The 19,776-nt window shown below is 41.4% G+C and carries 19 protein-coding genes, 7 tRNA genes, 2 rRNA genes and 2 other annotated features; all 28 genes read left to right on the top strand.

Annotated elements, in window-relative coordinates; all coding sequences use genetic code 11:
- Positions 1-539 (top strand): 23S ribosomal RNA (locus tag BQ5321_RS23550); the annotation flags it as partial.
- A 62-nt stretch (positions 540-601) separates the two neighbouring features.
- Positions 602-677: transfer RNA gene (locus BQ5321_RS23540), tRNA-Lys, on the top strand.
- 38 nt (positions 678-715) lie between these two features.
- Positions 716-797, top strand: a tRNA-Leu gene (locus BQ5321_RS23535).
- Positions 798-845: 48 nt separating this feature from the next.
- Positions 846-920, top strand: a tRNA-Gly gene (locus BQ5321_RS23530).
- A gap of 10 nt (positions 921-930) precedes the next feature.
- Positions 931-1,019: transfer RNA gene (locus BQ5321_RS23525), tRNA-Leu, on the top strand.
- A 43-nt stretch (positions 1,020-1,062) separates the two neighbouring features.
- A tRNA-Arg gene (locus tag BQ5321_RS23520) sits at positions 1,063-1,139 on the top strand.
- Positions 1,140-1,145: 6 nt separating this feature from the next.
- Positions 1,146-1,222, top strand: a tRNA-Pro gene (locus tag BQ5321_RS23515).
- A gap of 15 nt (positions 1,223-1,237) precedes the next feature.
- A tRNA-Ala gene (locus tag BQ5321_RS23510) sits at positions 1,238-1,313 on the top strand.
- Between the two features lie 198 nt (positions 1,314-1,511).
- Positions 1,512-1,857 (top strand) — a sequence feature (16S ribosomal RNA rRNA prediction is too short).
- A 183-nt stretch (positions 1,858-2,040) separates the two neighbouring features.
- Positions 2,041-2,156: ribosomal RNA gene (gene rrf / locus BQ5321_RS23505) — 5S ribosomal RNA — on the top strand.
- Positions 2,157-2,442: 286 nt separating this feature from the next.
- Positions 2,443-2,907, top strand: a complete 465-nt coding sequence (locus BQ5321_RS23500) for a CtsR family transcriptional regulator (protein WP_390622177.1) — start codon at positions 2,443-2,445, stop codon at positions 2,905-2,907.
- A gap of 29 nt (positions 2,908-2,936) precedes the next feature.
- Positions 2,937-3,485 (top strand): protein-arginine kinase activator protein McsA, encoded by a 549-nt coding sequence (locus BQ5321_RS23495; protein WP_071396744.1) that lies wholly within the window; start codon positions 2,937-2,939, stop codon positions 3,483-3,485.
- Between the two features lies 1 nt (position 3,486).
- Positions 3,487-4,557: a protein-arginine kinase McsB gene (locus BQ5321_RS23490; RefSeq protein WP_071396743.1), complete on the top strand. Its 1,071-nt coding sequence runs from the start codon at positions 3,487-3,489 to the stop codon at positions 4,555-4,557.
- 13 nt (positions 4,558-4,570) lie between these two features.
- The gene (gene clpC, locus BQ5321_RS23485) at positions 4,571-7,021 is read left to right on the top strand and encodes an ATP-dependent protease ATP-binding subunit ClpC (protein WP_071396742.1); all 2,451 of its coding nucleotides are present in this window, start codon (positions 4,571-4,573) and stop codon (positions 7,019-7,021) included.
- Positions 7,022-7,161: 140 nt separating this feature from the next.
- Positions 7,162-8,538 carry a DNA repair protein RadA gene (gene radA, locus BQ5321_RS23480; protein WP_071396741.1) on the top strand — a complete coding sequence of 459 codons (1,377 nt, stop codon included), beginning with the start codon at positions 7,162-7,164 and terminating at the stop codon, positions 8,536-8,538.
- Between the two features lie 3 nt (positions 8,539-8,541).
- Positions 8,542-9,615, top strand: coding sequence for a DNA integrity scanning diadenylate cyclase DisA (gene disA / locus BQ5321_RS23475; RefSeq protein WP_071396740.1), 1,074 nt, complete (start codon positions 8,542-8,544; stop codon positions 9,613-9,615).
- 236 nt (positions 9,616-9,851) lie between these two features.
- Positions 9,852-10,916: a PIN/TRAM domain-containing protein gene (locus BQ5321_RS23470; RefSeq protein ID WP_071396739.1), complete on the top strand. Its 1,065-nt coding sequence runs from the start codon at positions 9,852-9,854 to the stop codon at positions 10,914-10,916.
- 103 nt (positions 10,917-11,019) lie between these two features.
- Positions 11,020-11,721 (top strand): 2-C-methyl-D-erythritol 4-phosphate cytidylyltransferase, encoded by a 702-nt coding sequence (gene ispD / locus BQ5321_RS23465; RefSeq protein WP_071396738.1) that lies wholly within the window; start codon positions 11,020-11,022, stop codon positions 11,719-11,721.
- Between the two features lie 2 nt (positions 11,722-11,723).
- Positions 11,724-12,212: a 2-C-methyl-D-erythritol 2,4-cyclodiphosphate synthase gene (ispF, locus tag BQ5321_RS23460; protein WP_071396737.1), complete on the top strand. Its 489-nt coding sequence runs from the start codon at positions 11,724-11,726 to the stop codon at positions 12,210-12,212.
- A gap of 56 nt (positions 12,213-12,268) precedes the next feature.
- A complete protein-coding gene (gene gltX / locus BQ5321_RS23455) occupies positions 12,269-13,723 on the top strand; it encodes a glutamate--tRNA ligase (protein WP_071396736.1) in 1,455 nt (484 codons plus the stop codon).
- Positions 13,724-13,771: 48 nt separating this feature from the next.
- Positions 13,772-13,997: a binding site (T-box leader), on the top strand.
- Between the two features lie 70 nt (positions 13,998-14,067).
- A complete protein-coding gene (gene cysE / locus BQ5321_RS23450) occupies positions 14,068-14,739 on the top strand; it encodes a serine O-acetyltransferase (protein WP_071396735.1) in 672 nt (223 codons plus the stop codon).
- Entirely contained in the window at positions 14,720-16,117 is a 1,398-nt protein-coding gene (cysS, locus tag BQ5321_RS23445) for a cysteine--tRNA ligase (RefSeq protein ID WP_071396734.1), read from the top strand. Before cysE ends, cysS begins: the two co-directional genes overlap by 20 nt.
- A gap of 4 nt (positions 16,118-16,121) precedes the next feature.
- Positions 16,122-16,553: a Mini-ribonuclease 3 gene (locus tag BQ5321_RS23440; protein WP_071396733.1), complete on the top strand. Its 432-nt coding sequence runs from the start codon at positions 16,122-16,124 to the stop codon at positions 16,551-16,553.
- Positions 16,543-17,292, top strand: a complete 750-nt coding sequence (gene rlmB / locus BQ5321_RS23435; protein WP_084786904.1) for a 23S rRNA (guanosine(2251)-2'-O)-methyltransferase RlmB — start codon at positions 16,543-16,545, stop codon at positions 17,290-17,292. The genes BQ5321_RS23440 and rlmB overlap by 11 nt, the downstream gene beginning before the upstream one ends.
- Positions 17,293-17,294: 2 nt before the next feature.
- Positions 17,295-17,801 (top strand): NYN domain-containing protein, encoded by a 507-nt coding sequence (locus BQ5321_RS23430; RefSeq protein WP_071396732.1) that lies wholly within the window; start codon positions 17,295-17,297, stop codon positions 17,799-17,801.
- An 86-nt stretch (positions 17,802-17,887) separates the two neighbouring features.
- The gene (gene sigH / locus BQ5321_RS23425; RefSeq protein ID WP_187143808.1) at positions 17,888-18,535 is read left to right on the top strand and encodes an RNA polymerase sporulation sigma factor SigH; all 648 of its coding nucleotides are present in this window, start codon (positions 17,888-17,890) and stop codon (positions 18,533-18,535) included.
- Between the two features lie 95 nt (positions 18,536-18,630).
- Positions 18,631-18,774 carry a 50S ribosomal protein L33 gene (gene rpmG / locus BQ5321_RS23895; protein ID WP_084786903.1) on the top strand — a complete coding sequence of 48 codons (144 nt, stop codon included), beginning with the start codon at positions 18,631-18,633 and terminating at the stop codon, positions 18,772-18,774.
- 50 nt (positions 18,775-18,824) lie between these two features.
- The gene (secE, locus tag BQ5321_RS23420) at positions 18,825-19,007 is read left to right on the top strand and encodes a preprotein translocase subunit SecE (RefSeq protein ID WP_071396730.1); all 183 of its coding nucleotides are present in this window, start codon (positions 18,825-18,827) and stop codon (positions 19,005-19,007) included.
- A 168-nt stretch (positions 19,008-19,175) separates the two neighbouring features.
- On the top strand, positions 19,176-19,709 hold the full coding sequence (gene nusG / locus BQ5321_RS23415; RefSeq protein ID WP_071396729.1) for a transcription termination/antitermination protein NusG: 534 nt from the start codon (positions 19,176-19,178) through the stop codon (positions 19,707-19,709).
- Positions 19,710-19,776: the final 67 nt, after the last annotated feature.

The raw sequence follows: 19,776 nt of genomic DNA, 5'->3' as shown, positions 1-19,776 counted from the left end.
TGGAGCTTTACTGTAGCCTGATATTGAATTTTGGTACAGCTTGTACAGGATAGGTAGGAGCCTGAGAAGCCGGAGCGCCAGCTTCGGTGGAGGCGTCGGTGGGATACTACCCTGGCTGTATTGAACTTCTAACCCGCGCCTCTGATCGGGGCGGGAGACAGTGTCAGGTGGGCAGTTTGACTGGGGCGGTCGCCTCCTAAAAAGTAACGGAGGCGCCCAAAGGTTCCCTCAGAATGGTTGGAAATCATTCGTAGAGTGTAAAGGCACAAGGGAGCTTGACTGCGAGACCTACAAGTCGAGCAGGGACGAAAGTCGGGCTTAGTGATCCGGTGGTTCCGCATGGAAGGGCCATCGCTCAACGGATAAAAGCTACCCCGGGGATAACAGGCTTATCTCCCCCAAGAGTCCACATCGACGGGGAGGTTTGGCACCTCGATGTCGGCTCATCGCATCCTGGGGCTGTAGTCGGTCCCAAGGGTTGGGCTGTTCGCCCATTAAAGCGGTACGCGAGCTNGCCGGCCTAGCTCAATTGGTAGAGCAACTGACTTGTAATCAGTAGGTTGGGGGTTCAAGTCCTCTGGCCGGCACCAGAATTTCTTTAGAGCCATTAGCTCAGTCGGTAGAGCATCTGACTTTTAATCAGAGGGTCGAAGGTTCGAGTCCTTCATGGCTCACCAAAGTTTTTTTTCTTTGGAAAAATAACTTTCCATAATATGCGGGTGTGGCGGAATTGGCAGACGCACTAGACTTAGGATCTAGCGCCGCAAGGCGTGGGGGTTCGACTCCCTTCACCCGCACTAAAAGTTTTCTAAATATTAACTAGCTAACAACTAATCAACTTATACGCGGAAGTAGTTCAGTGGTAGAACATCACCTTGCCAAGGTGGGGGTCGCGGGTTCGAATCCCGTCTTCCGCTCCAGAACATACATGCCGGGGTGGCGGAACTGGCAGACGCACAGGACTTAAAATCCTGCGGTAGGTGACTACCGTACCGGTTCGATTCCGGTCCTCGGCACCAATGTTTTTTTACAATAGTAAAAAACATAAATATAATAATAAATGCGCCCGTAGCTCAATTGGATAGAGCGTCTGACTACGGATCAGAAGGTTATGGGTTCGACTCCTTTCGGGCGCGCCATTTATTCGGGAAGTAGCTCAGCTTGGTAGAGCACTTGGTTTGGGACCAAGGGGTCGCAGGTTCGAATCCTGTCTTCCCGACCATTATAAACAAAAAACGGGGCCTTAGCTCAGCTGGGAGAGCGCCTGCTTTGCACGCAGGAGGTCAGCGGTTCGATCCCGCTAGGCTCCACCAATAAAAGCATTGACAATGATTTACTTTATTGTTAATATATTAAAGTTGTTTCTGCAACAATTGCTCTTTGAAAACTAAACAAACAAAAACGTCAACGTTTTAACTTTTAGTCTTTTTTAATAAAGACAACTTATGAGCAAGTCAAACAATCTTATTGGAGAGTTTGATCCTGGCTCAGGACGAACGCTGGCGGCGTGCCTAATACATGCAAGTCGAGCGAATCTGAGGGAGCTTGCTCCCGAAGGTTAGCGGCGGACGGGTGAGTAACACGTGGGCAACCTGCCTATAAGACTGGGATAACTTCGGGAAACCGGAGCTAATACCGGATAATTCTTTTCCTCTCATGAGGGAAAGCTGAAAGGCGGCTTCGGCTGTCACTTATAGATGGGCCCGCGGCGCATTAGCTAGTTGGTGAGGTAACGGCTCACCAAGGCGACGATGCGTAGCCNTGATCAGGTTGATAGGTTTGGGGTGGAAGCGTGGTGACACGTGGAGCTGACAAATACTAATCGGTCGAGGACTTAACCAAATTTAGATGCGGAGGCGCCTTGCCAGGAGCGACAAGCTTAAGTCGGGCTGTCGAGAAGGTTGTTCTTTAACCTTCTTGACAGCATGGCTTAAGACCTCGAGCTCCTAGGCGCCGCAGCTCGATTCAACAATGTTGATTACTCGTCCTTTTTCTTCAGCATTATCTAGTTTTGAGGGAACAAGTCCTCAAACCAAATAGTTTGGTGACGATAGCGAGAAGGTCACACCCGTTCCCATCCCGAACACGGAAGTTAAGCTTCTCAGCGCCGATGGTAGTTGGGGCTTTGCCCCTGTGAGAGTAGGACGTCGCCAAGCAAGAGGGTATCCGAATGGGTACTCTTTTTTTTGTGTTTTATCTAAATGAAAAGTCAAAATCATATAAAACACTGCATGCAATCGATTGTATGCGGTTTTTTTGGTTCTTTTATCATCATTTAACATATACATATAACGAACTGCCTCAATCATAATAAATTCACCTCACATCGGGTTTGAGAAGAAGTAAATATGGGAAAATTACTAAAGTCTGATTATTTGCCAGAAGCAGCGCAAATCATGTATAATAAAAGTCAAATATAGTCAAAGTCAGAAAGGAGGAAGCTTGGTGAGAAACATCTCGGATATTATTGAAAACTACTTAAAACAAGTCTTAGAGATGAGTGAGAAAGATTTAGTAGAGATCAAGCGCAATGAAATAGCCGATAAATTCCAATGCGTTCCTTCACAAATTAATTATGTAATAAATACACGATTTACAATCGAAAAAGGCTATGTTGTTGAAAGTAAGCGCGGTGGCGGAGGTTATATTCGAATTATGAAGGTTCAATCATATGATCACGCGGATTTAATTGATCAATTGATGAACCTTATTCATGCCCGAGTAACTCAAAGCAGTGCGGAAGATGTTATATTTCGAATTGTTGATGAAGGGATTATTACGGACAGGGAAGCTAGAATAATGCTTAGTGTAATTGATCGATCTGTTTTATATATTGATCTCCCTCACCGTGACGAACTTCGAGCAAGAATGTTGAAAGCAATGCTTCAGACATTAAAATATAAATAAATGATTAGGATCGTAAAGAGGTGGATACCATGGTATGTCAGGAATGTAATCAGCGACCGGCAACACTTCATTTTACAAAAATAGTGAATGGTCAAAAAGAGGAATTTCACCTTTGCGAAAAGTGTGCTTCCGAAAAAGGCGAAATGTTTATGCTTGCAAATCCATCGGGGTTCTCGATTAATAATATATTGGCGGGTTTGTTTAATATAGAGCCAAAAATCAAAAAGGCACAAGATAATCCGTTTGAAAAACAGGAGATTTTACAGTGTGAGCATTGTAAAATGACATTTCCCCAATTCGTAAAAACTGGTCGATTCGGCTGTTCAAATTGTTACACTACGTTTAAAAATCAATTAAAGCCAATTTATAAAAGGCTTCATAGTGGAAACTCTTCTCACAATGGTAAAATTCCTAAAAGAATTGGCGGTACCATGCATATTATGAAAAATATTGGTGAGTTAAAGCTACAGCTGCAGGATTTAATTGCAAACGAAGAATTTGAAAAGGCCGCCATTATTCGAGATGAAATCCGCTCATTGGATCGAAAATTAGATGAAACTGCTAGGGGAGGGGAATAACTTGTCGCTGGAGCGTTTTTTGAATCAAGCCGTATGCTCTTGGATGAGCGCTGAAGGCCCTGACTCCGATATTGTCCTAAGCTCAAGAGTACGGTTAGCGCGAAATATTGACCAATATCGCTTTCCACTGCTTTATTCAAATGAGGAAGCGCTAGAAGTCATTCAAATAATAAAAAATAGAATGCAGAGTCTCCCATTTACAAAGGCAGGAGAGATGGATTTACTCATTATGGAGGAACTGCAGCCTCTCCAAAAGAGAGTATTAGTAGAAAAACATTTAATCAGTCCAAATCTTGCTGAAGACTCAAATCATGGAGCATGCTTACTTTCGGAAAATGAAGAAATTAGTGTTATGATTAATGAAGAAGATCATATCAGAATTCAATGCTTATTTCCGGGACTACAGCTGCAAGAGGCATTAGCAATGGCGAATGAAATCGATGACTGGATTGAGGATTCTGTAACTTACGCATTTGATGAGACAGTTGGATATTTAACAAGCTGTCCTACGAACGTCGGAACCGGACTTCGCGCATCTGTTATGATGCACCTTCCAGGCCTTGTTCTCACACAGCAAATGAACCGGATTATTCCGGCTATTAACCAATTAGGATTAGTTGTTAGAGGAATTTATGGTGAGGGCAGCGAAGCATTAGGTAACATCTTTCAGGTTTCCAATCAGATTACATTAGGTAAATCTGAAGAGGATATCGTAGAAGACTTAAAGAGTGTTGTCAGTCAGATAGTTTCACAGGAGCGTTCAGCCCGTGAAGCATTATCAAAGACTTCAAATATACAATTAGAAGATAGGGTCTACCGTTCCTTTGGAGTGTTAGCAAATAGCAGGATTATTGAAACGAAGGAAGCAGCCAGATGCTTATCAGATGTAAGACTTGGTATTGATATGGGTTATATTAAAAATATTTCCCAGAATATTTTAAATGAATTGATGATATTAACCCAGCCTGGATTTTTACAGCAATATGCCGGTGGTCCATTAAGACCTAATGAACGGGATATTCGTCGGGCTACTCTCATAAGAGAAAGACTAAATTTAGAAAAACAAGAGTAGGGAGGAAGTGGACATGATGTTTGGACGATTTACAGAAAGAGCGCAAAAGGTGCTGGCTTTAGCCCAGGAAGAAGCGATTCGATTAGGTCATAATAATATTGGAACAGAGCATATTTTATTAGGGCTTGTCCGTGAGGGCGAGGGAATAGCAGCAAAGGCCTTGTATGCATTAGGATTAAGCTCAGAGAAAATCCAGAAGGAAGTTGAGGATTTGATTGGCAGAGGCCAGGATGCAGCCGGGTCCATTCATTACACACCACGTGCAAAAAAAGTAACAGAGCTATCCATGGATGAAGCACGAAAGCTGGGTCATTCCTATGTTGGAACAGAGCATATCCTCTTAGGACTTATTCGTGAAGGTGAAGGCGTTGCAGCGCGAGTGCTGAACAATTTAGGCGTAAGCTTAAATAAAGCTCGTCAGCAGGTCCTACAACTACTTGGAAGCAACGAATCCGGCTCACACCAGGGTGGTTCTGCAGCCAGTGCTAATACACCTACTCTAGACAGCTTAGCGCGCGACCTTACCGTTATTGCCCGTGAAGGAAGCTTGGACCCAGTGATTGGTAGAAGCAAAGAAATTCAACGTGTAATTGAAGTGTTAAGCAGAAGAACAAAAAATAACCCTGTTTTAATCGGTGAACCGGGAGTCGGTAAAACCGCTATTGCGGAAGGGCTTGCCCAGCAAATCGTTAATAATGAAGTGCCTGAAATCCTGCGTAACAAGCGAGTTATGACTCTTGATATGGGTACTGTTGTAGCAGGTACAAAATATCGTGGTGAGTTTGAAGACCGTTTAAAGAAAGTAATGGATGAAATTCGTCAAGCAGGAAATATTATTCTATTTATCGATGAGCTTCATACATTGATTGGTGCCGGTGGTGCAGAAGGTGCGATTGATGCTTCTAATATCTTAAAGCCTTCACTAGCCCGCGGCGAACTGCAGTGTATCGGGGCAACAACACTAGATGAGTACCGTAAATATATCGAAAAGGACGCTGCATTAGAGCGACGTTTCCAGCCAATTATGGTGGATGAACCAACTGCAGAAGAATCGATTCAAATCTTAAAGGGACTGCGCGACAGATATGAAGCCCATCATAGAGTTTCTATAACAGATGAAGCTATTGATGCAGCTGTCAAACTGTCTGACCGTTATATTTCAGATCGATTCCTTCCTGATAAAGCCATTGACTTAATTGATGAAGCGGGTTCAAAGGTTCGTCTTCGCTCATATACTACGCCTCCAAACTTAAAGGAGCTGGAAGTAAAGCTTGAAGAAGTGAGAAAAGAGAAGGATGCAGCTGTTCAAAGCCAGGAATTTGAGAAAGCAGCTTCATTAAGAGACTCAGAGCAGCGCCTACGTGAGCAGCTTGAGGAAACAAAGAAGATTTGGAAGGAAAAGCAAGGAAAGGAAAACAGCGAAGTTACTATTGATGATATTGCTAGTGTTGTATCGAGCTGGACTGGAATCCCAGTTTCCAAACTGCAGCAAACTGAAACTGATAAGCTATTGAAGCTGGAAGAGATTCTCCACTCACGCGTGATTGGTCAGGAAGAGGCAGTCATTGCTATTTCTAAGGCTGTTCGCCGTGCGCGTGCAGGCTTAAAGGATCCAAAACGACCAATTGGTTCATTCGTATTCCTTGGACCTACTGGTGTAGGTAAAACTGAATTAGCTCGGGCATTAGCTGAAGCGATGTTCGGTGATGAGGATGCGATGATTCGAATTGATATGTCTGAATACATGGAGAAGCATTCCACTTCAAGACTTGTTGGATCACCTCCAGGCTATGTCGGCTATGAGGAAGGCGGCCAGCTGACTGAAAAGGTAAGAAGAAAGCCTTACTCTGTTGTACTATTAGATGAAATTGAAAAGGCGCATCCAGATGTCTTTAATATTCTGCTTCAAGTATTAGAGGATGGGAGATTAACGGATTCTAAAGGTCGGACAGTGGACTTCCGAAATACTGTCTTAATCATGACATCTAACGTAGGTGCTTCGGCATTACAGAGAAATAAATACGTTGGCTTTAACATTCAGGACTCTAATCAGGATTACAAGGATATGAAGGGCAAGGTAATGGAGGAATTGAAGAAGGCGTTCCGTCCAGAATTCCTGAATCGTATTGATGAAATTATCGTATTCCATGCATTAGAGAAGAAGCATCTGAAGGAGATTGTTTCTCTTATGTCAGAGCAATTAACAAAGCGTCTAAAAGAGCAGAATATTACGCTTAGTCTTACAGATGCTGCTTTAGAAAAAATCTCAGTTGAGGGATATGATCCGGAATACGGTGCCCGTCCACTGCGTAGAGCGATTCAAAAGCATATTGAGGATCGTTTATCAGAGGAGCTTTTAAAGGGAACGGTCTTAACCGGACAGATAGTCATCATTGATGTAGTGAACGATGAATTTACAATCAAAGCATCAGAACAACAGCCTGAATCACAACTGCAAAACTAAGGCTACAGCAAGAGGTACACGGGATATATTCGTGTACCTCTTTTTAGTAAAATATAAGCGGTAGTCTGTTGTTAGGTACTCATACCCGCGGAAAACCCGTATACTATATATCTAAACACAATAGAATGGTAGTGAAGCAATTGGCTAAAAGAAAAACGAAATTTATTTGTCAGGAGTGTGGATATGAATCTCCTAAATGGATGGGGAAATGTCCAGGCTGTGGGAATTGGAACAGTATGGTGGAGGAAGTGGAAAAGACAGCCTCTAGAAGAGGGGCATTCGCACACACAGAGGAATCAAAGATTGCTGCGAAGCCGACACCGATAACAGCTGTAGAAACAGTTAACGAAGCGCGTATTTTTACTGATTCAAAAGAATTGAATCGTGTCTTAGGGGGCGGGATAGTCAGGGGATCGTTAGTTCTCATTGGTGGCGACCCGGGAATTGGTAAGTCGACGCTGCTTCTGCAGGTCTCATCACAACTAGCTGTAAAGCAACACTCTGTTTTATATATATCCGGAGAGGAATCATTGCGTCAAACAAAACTGAGAGCAGAACGCTTGGCGATATCCTCGGATAAGCTTCTTGTATATGCGGAAACAAACCTAGAGGAAATTAGTCGTACGATTGAAAATGTTAATCCTGACTTTGTCATTGTCGACTCTATTCAGACCGTTTTTCATCCGGAAATCACCTCGGCTCCGGGAAGTGTTTCACAAGTAAGGGAATGTACATCCGAGCTGATGAGAATTGGAAAGACAAAAGGCATCGCGATATTTATTGTTGGCCATGTCACAAAGGAAGGCTCTATCGCCGGACCTCGTTTGTTAGAGCATATGGTTGACACGGTATTATATTTTGAAGGGGAGCGCCACCATACATACCGTATTCTTCGTGCCGTAAAAAACCGTTTTGGTTCGACGAATGAAATGGGCATATTCGAGATGAAGGAGTCCGGTCTCGAGGAAGTGGATAACCCTTCAGAAATATTCTTAGAGGAGCGTTCTCAAGGTGCAGCAGGATCTACAGTTGTAGCATCAATGGAAGGAACAAGACCTGTACTGGTAGAAATTCAAGCGTTGATTTCACCAACGAGCTTTGGCAATCCGAGGCGAATGGCAACCGGGATTGATCACAATCGTGTTCCACTGCTCATGGCTGTGCTAGAGAAAAGAGTCGGGATGCTCCTGCAGAATCAGGATGCGTATCTAAAGGTAGCTGGCGGAGTGAAACTAGATGAACCAGCGATCGATTTAGCGATTGCGGTAAGCATTGCATCCAGTTTTCGTGATACACCGACAAGACCAACAGACTGTGTGATTGGAGAGGTAGGTTTAACTGGAGAGGTTAGGCGGGTTTCCCGTATCGAACAACGGGTGCAGGAAGCTGCTAAACTTGGCTTTGAACGGGTTATTCTACCGGAAAATAATCTTGGCGGCTGGAAAGGACCACATGGAATACAATTAATCGGGGTTGCTTCTGTCGGTGAAGCACTACGAGCTGCTTTAGGGGGATAAAGAGTGGAAAACAAAAGGTATGGCGATCAAGTGAGCAAAATCTTACAATTTATGGCCCCTGGAACACCTATTCGGGAGGGCATTGATAATGTCCTCCGGGCGAATACAGGTGGATTAATTGTTTTAGGCTGTGATGATAAGGTACAAACACTTGTTAATGGTGGATTTAAGATTCATTGTCCTTTTTCTCCAAGCTATTTGTATGAGCTATCTAAGATGGATGGGGCTATTATTTTGAATGAATCAGGTAGCGAGATATTAATTGCCAATGCACAATTAGCTCCTGATACCAGCATCTCATCGTCTGAAACGGGAATGCGTCACCGTACAGCTGAAAGGGTTGCGAAACAGACAGGCGCTCTCGTTATCGCTATTTCACAACGGAGAAATGTCATTACCCTCTATCAAGGTCAGTTTCGTTACGCACTCCGAGAGATTGCCGTTATCCTGGCAAAGGCTAACCAAGCTATACAGACATTAGAAAAGTATAAAGTGGTTTTAGAGCAAAGCGTCGCTAATCTTAGTATTTTAGAGTTTGAAGAGCTTGTTACTTATAATGACCTTTTACAAACAATGCATCGATTTACCATGGTACTAAGAATTAAGAATGAATTACTCAACTATCTAAGTGAATTAGGAACGGAGGGAAGACTGATTCAGCTACAGATGAATGAGCTTTTGATTGATATGGAAAAGGAAGCAAAGCTGATTATTAAGGATTATGCACATTCAAGAAATGTAAACGTCAGCGATGTCATGAGAAAGCTGCACGATTTTGCACATATGGAAGTAATAGAAGATAACCTTGTATTAAAGCAGTTCGGTTATCAGGGGTATGTCCACCTTGATGAAGTAAAGAGCCCCCGTGGATATCGGATGCTAAGCAAAATCCCACGATTACCAACAGTCATTATCGAGAATTTAATCAACCGTTTTCACGATCTTCCTACTATTATTAAAGCATCAGTAGCGGAACTGGACGAGGTCGAAGGGATTGGCGACGTGAGGGCTAGAAAGATTAAGGATGGATTAAAGCTATTAAAGGATCAGTTATTTGCGGATCGAAGCTTCAAATAAATTTATAGGTATATTGAAACCTATAAATAAAAGACCATTGAACTATTTGTGGTATTGTGTTAAGCTAAAAAATTAATTGTTTGACACATTCTTTCTGAAGGTGCTAATCTAAATGTAGTTATCACGAATTGGATAAGAATAACAAAGATTTTATTGACTAAAAAAAGTAAAATATATTTGGAAATAGGTTTCGTTTTTTGCAAATTGTTTATAATGAATAAAAAGGAGGTGAAGGAATGTTAAAACGAATTGTTCAAGCTTGTTTCCTCATTATCGGAGGAACACTGGGACTATTTCTAATCCCTGATTTATTAAAACTAGTGAATTTTGATGACATTCCTCTAATAAATAATCCCTATGTTTCCGTCATTTTGGGCTCTATTATTTTTTATCTTATAACGTTTTGGGCAGTAGACTATGTAGTGAATTTTGTAAAGTGGCTTGAAGAGACATTAGTAAGAGCACCAATTACAGATATTATTTTTGGTAGTTTAGGGCTTGCTTTTGGACTTATTATTGCCTTTTTAATTGGGTACGCTCTTAATGCCATTGAAGTACCGGTTGTTAATACAGTAGCACCCATTTTGTTGACGCTTTTATTTGGTTATTTAGGGTTCTCGGTCGGTTTTAAAAAGCGCGATGAATTGCTCGGTTTATTTGCAAACAAGAAGAAAAAGGCTACGGAAGAAGAACCAGAAAAAGAGAGTCGAAATGCTTTGAAGATTCTAGATACGAGTGTTATTATCGATGGTAGAATTGCTGACATCTGTCAAACAGGCTTCTTGGAAGGGACCATCGTGATTCCTCAATTTGTTCTTGCAGAGCTGCAGCACATTGCTGATTCCTCAGAAGGCCGCCGTGGTCTTGATATATTAAATCGTATTCAAAAAGAGCTCGCGATTAAAGTGGAAATCTATGAAGGTGATTTTGAGGAAATTCAAGAGGTAGATAGCAAGCTGGTCAAGCTTGCAAAGCTTACAAACGGGATTGTCGTGACAAACGATTTTAATTTAAACAAGGTATGTGAACTACAGCAGGTATCTGTCTTAAATATCAATGATCTCGCTAATGCAGTTAAACCTGTTGTGCTACCGGGGGAAGAAATGAACGTCCAGGTAATCAAGGATGGAAAAGAACATAACCAGGGAGTCGCCTATTTAGATGATGGTACGATGATCGTTGTAGAAGATGGCCGTGATTATATTGGTAAGCATATTGATGTACTCGTCACGAGCGTTTTGCAAACATCTGCCGGTAGAATGATTTTTGCAAAGCCCAAATTATTAGAAAAAGCGCTATAATTGATTTAAGTTGAATAAATGCATGTTGAGCTTGCATCCTTTAGCTCAGGCGCCGGCAGTCTATTCCGGCGTTTTCATGCGTACATAGATAGGAGCTTGGGTTATGCCTTATCAAGTCGTTATCCCTGCTGCGGGTCAGGGAAAAAGAATGGGAGCAGGGAAAAATAAACTTTTACTAGAATTGGATGGGGCTCCAGTTTTAATTCATACCTTACAGGTATTTGAGGGAGACGAGTGCTGTTCAGGAGTAATACTTGCTATAAATGAACAAGACGAAAAAGAAACGCAAACTCTTTTAGATAAATATGGTATCACGAAGGTAATCGGTATTGTACCAGGCGGATCTGAAAGGCAGTATAGCATTTACAATAGTCTTAAGGCCTTAGAAGGAAATGGAATTGTTCTTGTACATGATGGTGCCCGTCCTTTTATTGACATTGGTCTAATCCATTCTCTAGTTTTATCAGCAGAGCAATATGGTGCATCTGTGCTTGCTGTTCCTGTCAAGGACACTGTGAAAAAGGTAAAGGATCATAAAGTGATAGAGACGGTTGAACGTTCCAGCTTGTGGGCAATTCAAACACCACAAGCTTTTCGTATGTCCCTCTTGCGCCAAGCATATGAATCAGCAGAGGAAGCAGGTTATTTAGGAACAGATGATGCTAGTCTCGTAGAGCGACTTGGCCATGATGTCATGATTGTAGAAGGCAATTATGATAACATCAAGCTTACAACACCAGAGGATTTATTTTTTGCGGAAACGATTATTCGGAAACGAAGTAGTATGACAAAAAGGAGTGAATAGATATGTTTCGTATTGGACAAGGCTTTGATGTACACCAATTTGCGGAAGGAAGAGAACTCATTATTGGAGGGATTACCATTCCCTATGAGAAAGGGCTGCTCGGTCATTCTGACGCAGATGTATTGCTGCATACAGTAGCAGATGCTTGTTTAGGTGCAATTGGCGAAGGTGATATTGGGAGACATTTCCCCGATACTGACCCTGAGTTCAAGGATGCCGATTCGAGCAAACTGCTTCAGCATGTTTGGCAGATTGTGAAGGAAAAGGGGTATGAGCTGGTTAATGCAGATTGCACCATTATTGCGCAGAAGCCTAAAATGGCTCCTTATATTGTCCCGATGAAGGAGAAAATCGCCTATCTACTAGAAACGTTGCCTGAGAATATAAATGTAAAGGCGACTACCACTGAAAAGCTTGGTTTTACTGGGAGAGGGGAAGGGATTGCCGCCCAGGCAGTTGTTTTATTGAGAAAATTAGGGTATTCTGACTAAGGTATATACATACGAAAGATAAAGAGAATTAGCATTAATTGGAGGCGTTGGAGGTTATGGCAAACGAAATTCGAGTACGTTACGCACCGAGTCCGACAGGGCATCTGCATATTGGTAATGCTCGTACAGCGTTGTTTAATTATTTGTTTGCACGAAATCAAGGCGGAAAGTTTATCATCCGAATTGAAGATACAGATCAGAAGCGTAATATTGAAGGCGGCGAGCAAAGTCAGCTTAAATACTTAAAGTGGCTTGGAATGGATTGGGATGAAGGTGTCGATATTGGTGGAGAATACGGTCCTTATCGTCAATCTGAGAGAAATGATATTTACCAAAAATACTATAGTGAGCTTCTGGAGAATGGTAAGGCATATAAATGCTATTGTACACCTGAAGAGTTGGAAAAGGAACGCGAGGAGCAAATGGCGCGAAATGAAACACCGCACTATTCAGGTAAGTGCCGCCATTTAACACCTGAAGAACGAAATAGGCTGGAAGCGGAAGGCAGAGAGCCAAGCATTCGTTTTAGAGTTCCCGAAGGCCAAGTATACACTTGGGATGATATGGTAAAGGGAAATGTATCATTTGAAAGCGAAGGAATTGGCGATCATGTAATTGTGAAAAAAGATGGCATTCCTACCTACAATTTTGCTGTAACGGTTGACGATCACTTAATGGAAATTTCCCATGTGTTACGCGGTGATGACCATATTTCAAATACGCCGAAGCAGCTTATGATTTATGATGCGTTTAACTGGGTGCGCCCGATTTTTGGTCATATGACATTAATTGTAAATGAAAGCCGTAAGAAGTTAAGTAAACGTGATGAATCAATTATTCAATTCATTGAGCAGTATGAAGAGCTTGGTTATGTTCCAGAGGCGTTATTTAATTTCATCGCTCTCTTAGGCTGGTCTCCTGAGGGTGAAGAGGAAATTTTCACAAGAGAAGAGTTTATTAAAATCTTTGATAGCAAGCGTTTATCAAAATCTCCGGCATTATTTGATAAGCAAAAGCTTGCTTGGATGAACAATCAATATATGAAATCAATTGAGATTGATCGTGTTGTTGAACTGGCATTGCCTCATTTGGTTAAAGCAGGCTATGTGAAGGAAACAAGAACAGAAGAGGAAAGTGCATGGGCTCATGAATTGATTGCATTGAATCAAGAAAAAATGAGCTGCGGCGCAGATATCGTTGAGCTGTCAGAGCTCTTCTTCACCGATACAGTCAGCATGGATGATGAAGCAAAAGAAATTATTTCAGGAGAGCAAGTTCCTGAAGTGCTTAAGGCCTTTTTAAGTGAAATGGAGAGCTTAGACAATTTTACTGCTGATGAAATTAAAAAGGCAGTTAAGGCTGTTCAAAAATCAACAGGCCATAAGGGAAAAAATCTCTTTATGCCAATTCGGGTAGCAACGACTGGACAAACACATGGTCCTGATTTAATGAAGGCGATTGAACTATTAGGAAAAGAAAAGGTAAAATCTCGAGTAATGAATATAATTTGATTAACATATTCATAAAAGTGTAATATAGTAAAAGTAATAAAATAATGTTTTAAAATGTTGATGAGAAAGAGTAAAAAAATGATGCTTTTGCTAGAGAGAACCACCAGCGGCTGAAAGTGGTTTAAGCCTCTCGTTTTTTGAATGCGTCTCAGAGTCCTGTGTCGAACTTTTTAAATAGTAGATATGGGCGGTTTCCCCTCCGTTATTAGGGTAGAGTTGAGGTCTCGTTTTAGAGGTCTAAACAGAGTGGAACCGCGCACAAAGCGTCTCTGTCGTTATGACAGGGACGCTTTTTTGTATTTTGTTTGTCTAGTTAAGCGAATCAAAGAGGGAGGGTTAGGCTAATGTTTAAAAATTTAAAAGAGGATGTTCAAGTTATTTTTGAGCAAGACCCTGCAGCGCGGAGTTATATTGAGGTTATCCTAACCTATTCAGGACTGCACGCTATATGGTCACATCGTTTCGCTCATTTTTTACACAAAAAGAAATTTTTCTTTTTAGCGCGGATTGTTTCACAGATAAGCAGGTTTTTTACCGGTATCGAAATCCATCCTGGTGCTAAAATCGGAAGACGTCTCTTTATCGACCATGGAATGGGTGTCGTGATAGGGGAAACGTGTGAAATCGGCGATAACGTTACGATTTATCAAGGGGTAACATTAGGTGGTACTGGAAAAGAAAAAGGAAAACGACATCCAACCGTAAAGGATAACGCCCTGATTGCAACCGGTGCTAAAGTATTAGGAAACATCATCATTGGAGAAAATGCTAAAATTGGTGCCGGTTCAGTTGTTCTCAAAGATGTTCCAGCGGATTCAACGGTTGTCGGAATACCTGGGCGTGTAAAGGTACAGGCTGGTGTAAAGGTAAATAAAGATTTAAACCATGCCAATTTGCCTGACCCTGTTTCCGATCGTTTGAATGAGCTGCAGGATGAAATAGTAAATTTAAAAGTAGAATTAGAAGAGCTAAGGAAGGAAAGGAGCGCCAAACAGCATGACTATTCAAATTTATAATACCCTGACAAGAAAAAAGGAGGAATTTATTCCGCTTGAGGAAGGGAAAGTAAAAATGTATGTGTGCGGCCCGACTGTATATAACTATATCCATATTGGTAACGCACGCCCAGCGATTGTATTTGATACGGTTAGAAGATATTTGGATTACCGAGGCTACGAGGTTCAATATATATCCAATTTTACGGATGTCGATGATAAATTAATCAGAGCGGCGAATGAAATTGGAGAAGATGTACCAACGATTGCAAACCGTTTTATTGAAGCCTATTTTGAAGATGTTAGTGCATTAGGCTGTAAAAAGGCAGATGTCCATCCTCGTGTAACGGAAAACATGGATATTATTATTGATTTTATTCAAACATTAATTGAAAAGGGATATGCCTATGAGTCGGAAGGAGATGTTTATTTCCATACCCGTAGCTTTGAAGGGTACGGCAAGCTTTCGCATCAGTCTATTGATGAGTTGCGTGTAGGGGCCCGAATTGCAGTTGGTGAGAAGAAACAGGATTCTCTTGACTTCGCTCTATGGAAGGCAGCAAAGGAAGGAGAAATCTATTGGGAAAGCCCATGGGGAAAAGGAAGACCTGGCTGGCATATTGAATGCTCAGCAATGGCGAGAAAGTACCTAGGTGATACAATTGATATTCATGCCGGCGGACAGGATCTAACCTTCCCACACCATGAAAATGAGATTGCCCAATCCGAGGCCTTAACGGGTAAATCATTTGCCCGTTATTGGATGCATAATGGCTATATCAATATTAATAATGAGAAAATGTCAAAATCACTTGGTAACTTCGTGCTGGTTCATGACATTATTAAGCGTCATGATCCGCAGGTGTTACGTATGTTTATGTTATCTGTTCATTACCGTCATCCAATCAATTACAGTGATGAGTTATTAGAGAACACTCGTGCTGGCTTAGAGCGTATTAAAACATCCTACCAAAACCTAAGTCACAGAAAGGAATCAAGCACAAACCTAACGAATGACAACAGCACCTGGGTGGAAGAAATAAATAGCCTTCGCGGTCAATTTATTCAACAAATGGATGATGATTTTAATACAGCAAACGCTATTTCGGTTCTTTTTGAACTATCCAGTCTTGCTAACCGTTATATAATGGAGAAGACAACGGATATTGAGGTTATTGATAGCTTTATGAAGCTATTCGAAGAACTGACACAGGTCTTAGGCTTGCAGTTAAAGCAGGAAGAACTGCTTGATGAAGAGATTGAGGCATTGATAGAAAAGAGAATTCAAGCCCGTAAGGACCGTGATTTTCAACTTGCAGACCAAATCCGTGATCAATTAAAGGATTTAAATATCATTTTAGAAGATACACCTCAAGGTACGAGATGGAAAAGAGGCTAAAGGAATGCTGCATTATGATCAAAAGGTAAATGAAAAGCTGTTAAATAGCCTAGCTCTTGCTTATATGGGAGATGCGGTATTTGAAACGTATGTACGCTATCATTTACTGCAAAATGGCCAGGTTAAACCGCATTTGCTACATCGGGCTGCTACGAGGTATGTATCTGCAAAGGCTCAATCAAGTGTGCTTCACCATATGATGGAGGAAGGCTATTTTAGCGACGAGGAAATAGTGATTATTAAAAGGGGACGGAACGCAAAGTCAGGTTCCGTTCCGAAAAATACGGATGTGCAGACGTATCGGTATAGTACTGCCTTCGAGGCATTGCTCGGCTCGTTGTATTTGGCTGGAAATAATGAGAGGCTCGAGGAAATTATCAACTATGCTTTTCAACTGATTGATGGGATGAAAGGAGGCGGGGGACATGATGCATGATCATGATTACATCATGGGAAAGAACCCTGTTATTGAAGCGTTAAAATCAGAGCGGGACATTAACAAAATCTTAATTGCAGAAGGCTCACAACGCGGTCAGATGCAGCAAGTAACAAGCATGGCTAAGGAGCAGAATGTACTTGTACAGTTTGTTCCAAAAAAGAAGCTGGATAGTTTAGTAGAAGGAAATCATCAAGGGGTATTAGCGCAAGTTGCGGCCTACCAATATGCAGAAATCAATGATTTATTTTCAAATGCTGAAAAGAGGAACGAAACTCCATTCTTTATGCTACTTGATGAAATTGAAGATCCGCATAATTTAGGCTCTATTATGAGAACTGCTGATGCGACCGGTGCCCATGGAATTATTATTCCAAAGCGGCGGGCTGTAGGTTTAACGGCAACAGTCGCAAAGGCTTCTACCGGTGCAATCGAACATATCCCGGTTGTCAGAGTAACTAATATGGCCAGAACGATTGATGAACTAAAAGAGAGAGGCATTTGGATTGTGGGGACCGATGCTAAGGGGAAGGAAGATTATCGACAGTTTGATGGGACAATGCCGCTTGGTCTTGTAATAGGCAGTGAAGGTAAAGGGATGGGCCGGCTTGTTCGTGACAAATGTGATTTTCTAATTAAGCTACCAATGGCAGGAAAGGTAACGTCACTTAACGCTTCCGTTGCTGCTGCATTGCTAATGTATGAGGTATATCGAAAACGCAACCCACTCGAGGGATAGAGATGGATATTTTGTTGGTGGACGGATATAACATTATTGGCGCATGGCCTGACCTTCAGGAATTTAAAAACAAGGATTTAGCCGCCGCAAGGGATTTGCTCGTCGAAAAGATGGCTGAATATCAAGCCTATACAGGTTTCCGGGTCATTATTGTTTTTGATGCCTACGGAGTTCAGGGGCTGGAGAAAAAATATAAAAATTATCAGGTCGAGGTTATCTTTACAAAGGAAAATGAAACAGCTGATGAAAGAATTGAAAAGCTTGCTATTGGTTTGAGTAATCGCAGAACGCAAATACATGTGGCAACATCAGATTTTACGGAGCAGTGGGCGATTTTTGGGCAGGGAGCATTACGAAAGTCAGCTCGGGAACTGCTTATTGAGATGAAGATGATCGAAAAGGGTATTGAACTTAAAGTAAAGAAAATTGAACAGAAAAGGCCGCTCTCGAAAATTCCGCTTAGTAAGGAATTGGCTGAAATTTTCGAAAAATGGCGTCGAGAACGGTAGTGACTGGTTGACGTTGGAAAAAAATGTGCTGTATAATAACTCTAATCATGCTTTTGCGGTCGGGGGGATCTGAGTTGAATTCTTACATCGGGACAAAGCTTAACGACAGTAACGTTCAATATTTGCAACTTGAGGATGAGGAGATTATTGATTTAGTGCACAAGGGAGAAAGTGAAGCACTTGATTTTTTGATTCATAAATATCGAAATTTTGTACGAGCAAAAGCGCGATCATATTTTTTAATTGGAGCAGACCGGGAGGATATTGTTCAAGAAGGCATGATTGGTTTATTTAAAGCAATACGTGATTTCAAAGAGGACAAGCTGTCATCCTTTAAAGCCTTTGCAGAGTTGTGTATAACAAGGCAAATCATTACGGCAATAAAAACAGCAACTAGACAAAAGCATATACCGTTAAATTCTTATGTATCCTTAGATAAGCCAATTTATGATGAAGAATCGGATCGCACGTTAATGGACGTCATTTCAGGTGCAAAGGTGCTAGACCCTGAGGAATTGATTATTAACCAGGAAGAGTTTGACCATATAGAAATAAAAATGGCAGAGCTATTAAGTGACCTTGAGAGAAAGGTTCTTGCTCTATATTTGGATGGGCAGTCCTATCAGGAAATCTCGGAAGAACTAAATCGACATGTAAAGTCGATTGATAATGCCCTACAGCGCGTGAAGCGGAAGCTTGAACGATACTTAGAAATCAGAGAATTCTCACAATGATAAAATAAGTTTTGTCGTGAATTCCCTGTTATTGACATGTCTTGCACGCCATGTTACATTTTTATAGATATAAAAGAAGCTAGAGTGGGTGCGGAATGAGAAAAAAAGTTATTCTTGCATGTTCGAAGTGTGGATCAAGAAACTACACAACGATGAGTAAGAAAGATTCGGAACGTCTTGAATTGAAAAAGCATTGTGATCAATGTCAGGCTCATACAGTACACCGTGAAACGAAATAGCTACTTTTCATAGATAGAACAAAGCATCACTTCAGTTTGGAGGTTACGAAATGCAACGCATCGTGAAATTTTTCCGTGAAGTTGGACGTGAAATGAGAAAGGTAAGCTGGCCAAAGCGCAAGGACCTTACCAACTACACGGTTACTGTTCTTGCTACTGTGACATTCTTTTCAGTCTTTTTCGCTGTTATTGATTTAGGTATTTCTGAATTGATTCGATTAATTCTTGAATAACTCCCAGCAACAGATGGTATAATGGGGGATAGAAACATTAGGAAAACTTTACAAAGCCCGGAAACGGGTTTTTTGATTTGTAATGGAAAGTTTTTCATCCGCGGGTTTGAAAAACAATAAAAACCACAACTTAATATACAGGGAGGGAAGGACATATAGTCCCCTTGAATGGAAAAAAATTGGTATGTTGTCCATACGTACTCAGGCTATGAGAACAAAGTAAAGGCAAATTTGGAAAAACGTGTAGAATCAATGGCGATGCAGGATAAAATCTTCCGCGTTATTGTACCAGAAGAAGAGGAAACAGATGTTAAAAATGGAAAGAAAAAGGTTGTAAAACGAAAGGTGTTTCCTGGTTACGTACTAGTTGAGCTAGTTATGACCGATGATTCCTGGTATGTTGTTCGAAATACACCAGGTGTAACGGGATTTGTGGGATCTGCAGGTGCTGGTTCAAAGCCGACTCCGTTAATGCCTGATGAAATTAATTCCATTCTAAAGCATTTAGGTGTTGATGAAAGACGGGTGGATATTGACTTTGAAATTGGCGAAATCGTCAAGGTAAAGGAAGGCCCGTTTGCCAACTTTGAAGGCTCTATTGAGGAAATTGACAAAGACAAAGCGAAAATTAAAGTACTCGTCAATATGTTTGGTCGGGATACGCCGGTAGAGCTTGAATATACACAAGTTGAAAAAATATAACATGAAGAACTTGAAATCAAAATGAAAAAGTGGTAATATTTCAAAGGTCAGTATGTCCCGAATGAAA

It is taken from the genome of Bacillus tuaregi, assembly GCF_900104575.1.
Lineage (GTDB): Bacteria > Bacillota > Bacilli > Bacillales > Cytobacillaceae > Bacillus_BD > Bacillus_BD tuaregi.
Note: the sequence above shows the minus strand (reverse complement) of the source record. Positions and strands in the feature narration are given on the sequence as shown.

Bases quoted from the DNA above. Each gene is read 5' to 3' on its own strand.
- BQ5321_RS23440 (WP_071396733.1), top strand. From the start codon at position 16,122: ATGCTGCATTATGATCAAAAGGTAAATGAAAAGCTGTTAAATAGCCTA.
- rlmB (WP_084786904.1), top strand. From the start codon at position 16,543: ATGATGCATGATCATGATTACATCATGGGAAAGAACCCTGTTATTGAA.
- BQ5321_RS23430 (WP_071396732.1), top strand. From the start codon at position 17,295: ATGGATATTTTGTTGGTGGACGGATATAACATTATTGGCGCATGGCCT.
- cysE (WP_071396735.1), top strand. From the start codon at position 14,068: ATGTTTAAAAATTTAAAAGAGGATGTTCAAGTTATTTTTGAGCAAGAC.
- secE (WP_071396730.1), top strand. From the start codon at position 18,825: ATGCAACGCATCGTGAAATTTTTCCGTGAAGTTGGACGTGAAATGAGA.
- gltX (WP_071396736.1), top strand. From the start codon at position 12,269: ATGGCAAACGAAATTCGAGTACGTTACGCACCGAGTCCGACAGGGCAT.
- nusG (WP_071396729.1), top strand. From the start codon at position 19,176: ATGGAAAAAAATTGGTATGTTGTCCATACGTACTCAGGCTATGAGAAC.
- BQ5321_RS23470 (WP_071396739.1), top strand. From the start codon at position 9,852: ATGTTAAAACGAATTGTTCAAGCTTGTTTCCTCATTATCGGAGGAACA.
- cysS (WP_071396734.1), top strand. From the start codon at position 14,720: ATGACTATTCAAATTTATAATACCCTGACAAGAAAAAAGGAGGAATTT.
- clpC (WP_071396742.1), top strand. From the start codon at position 4,571: ATGATGTTTGGACGATTTACAGAAAGAGCGCAAAAGGTGCTGGCTTTA.
- BQ5321_RS23495 (WP_071396744.1), top strand. From the start codon at position 2,937: ATGGTATGTCAGGAATGTAATCAGCGACCGGCAACACTTCATTTTACA.
- rpmG (WP_084786903.1), top strand. From the start codon at position 18,631: ATGAGAAAAAAAGTTATTCTTGCATGTTCGAAGTGTGGATCAAGAAAC.
- ispD (WP_071396738.1), top strand. From the start codon at position 11,020: ATGCCTTATCAAGTCGTTATCCCTGCTGCGGGTCAGGGAAAAAGAATG.
- ispF (WP_071396737.1), top strand. From the start codon at position 11,724: ATGTTTCGTATTGGACAAGGCTTTGATGTACACCAATTTGCGGAAGGA.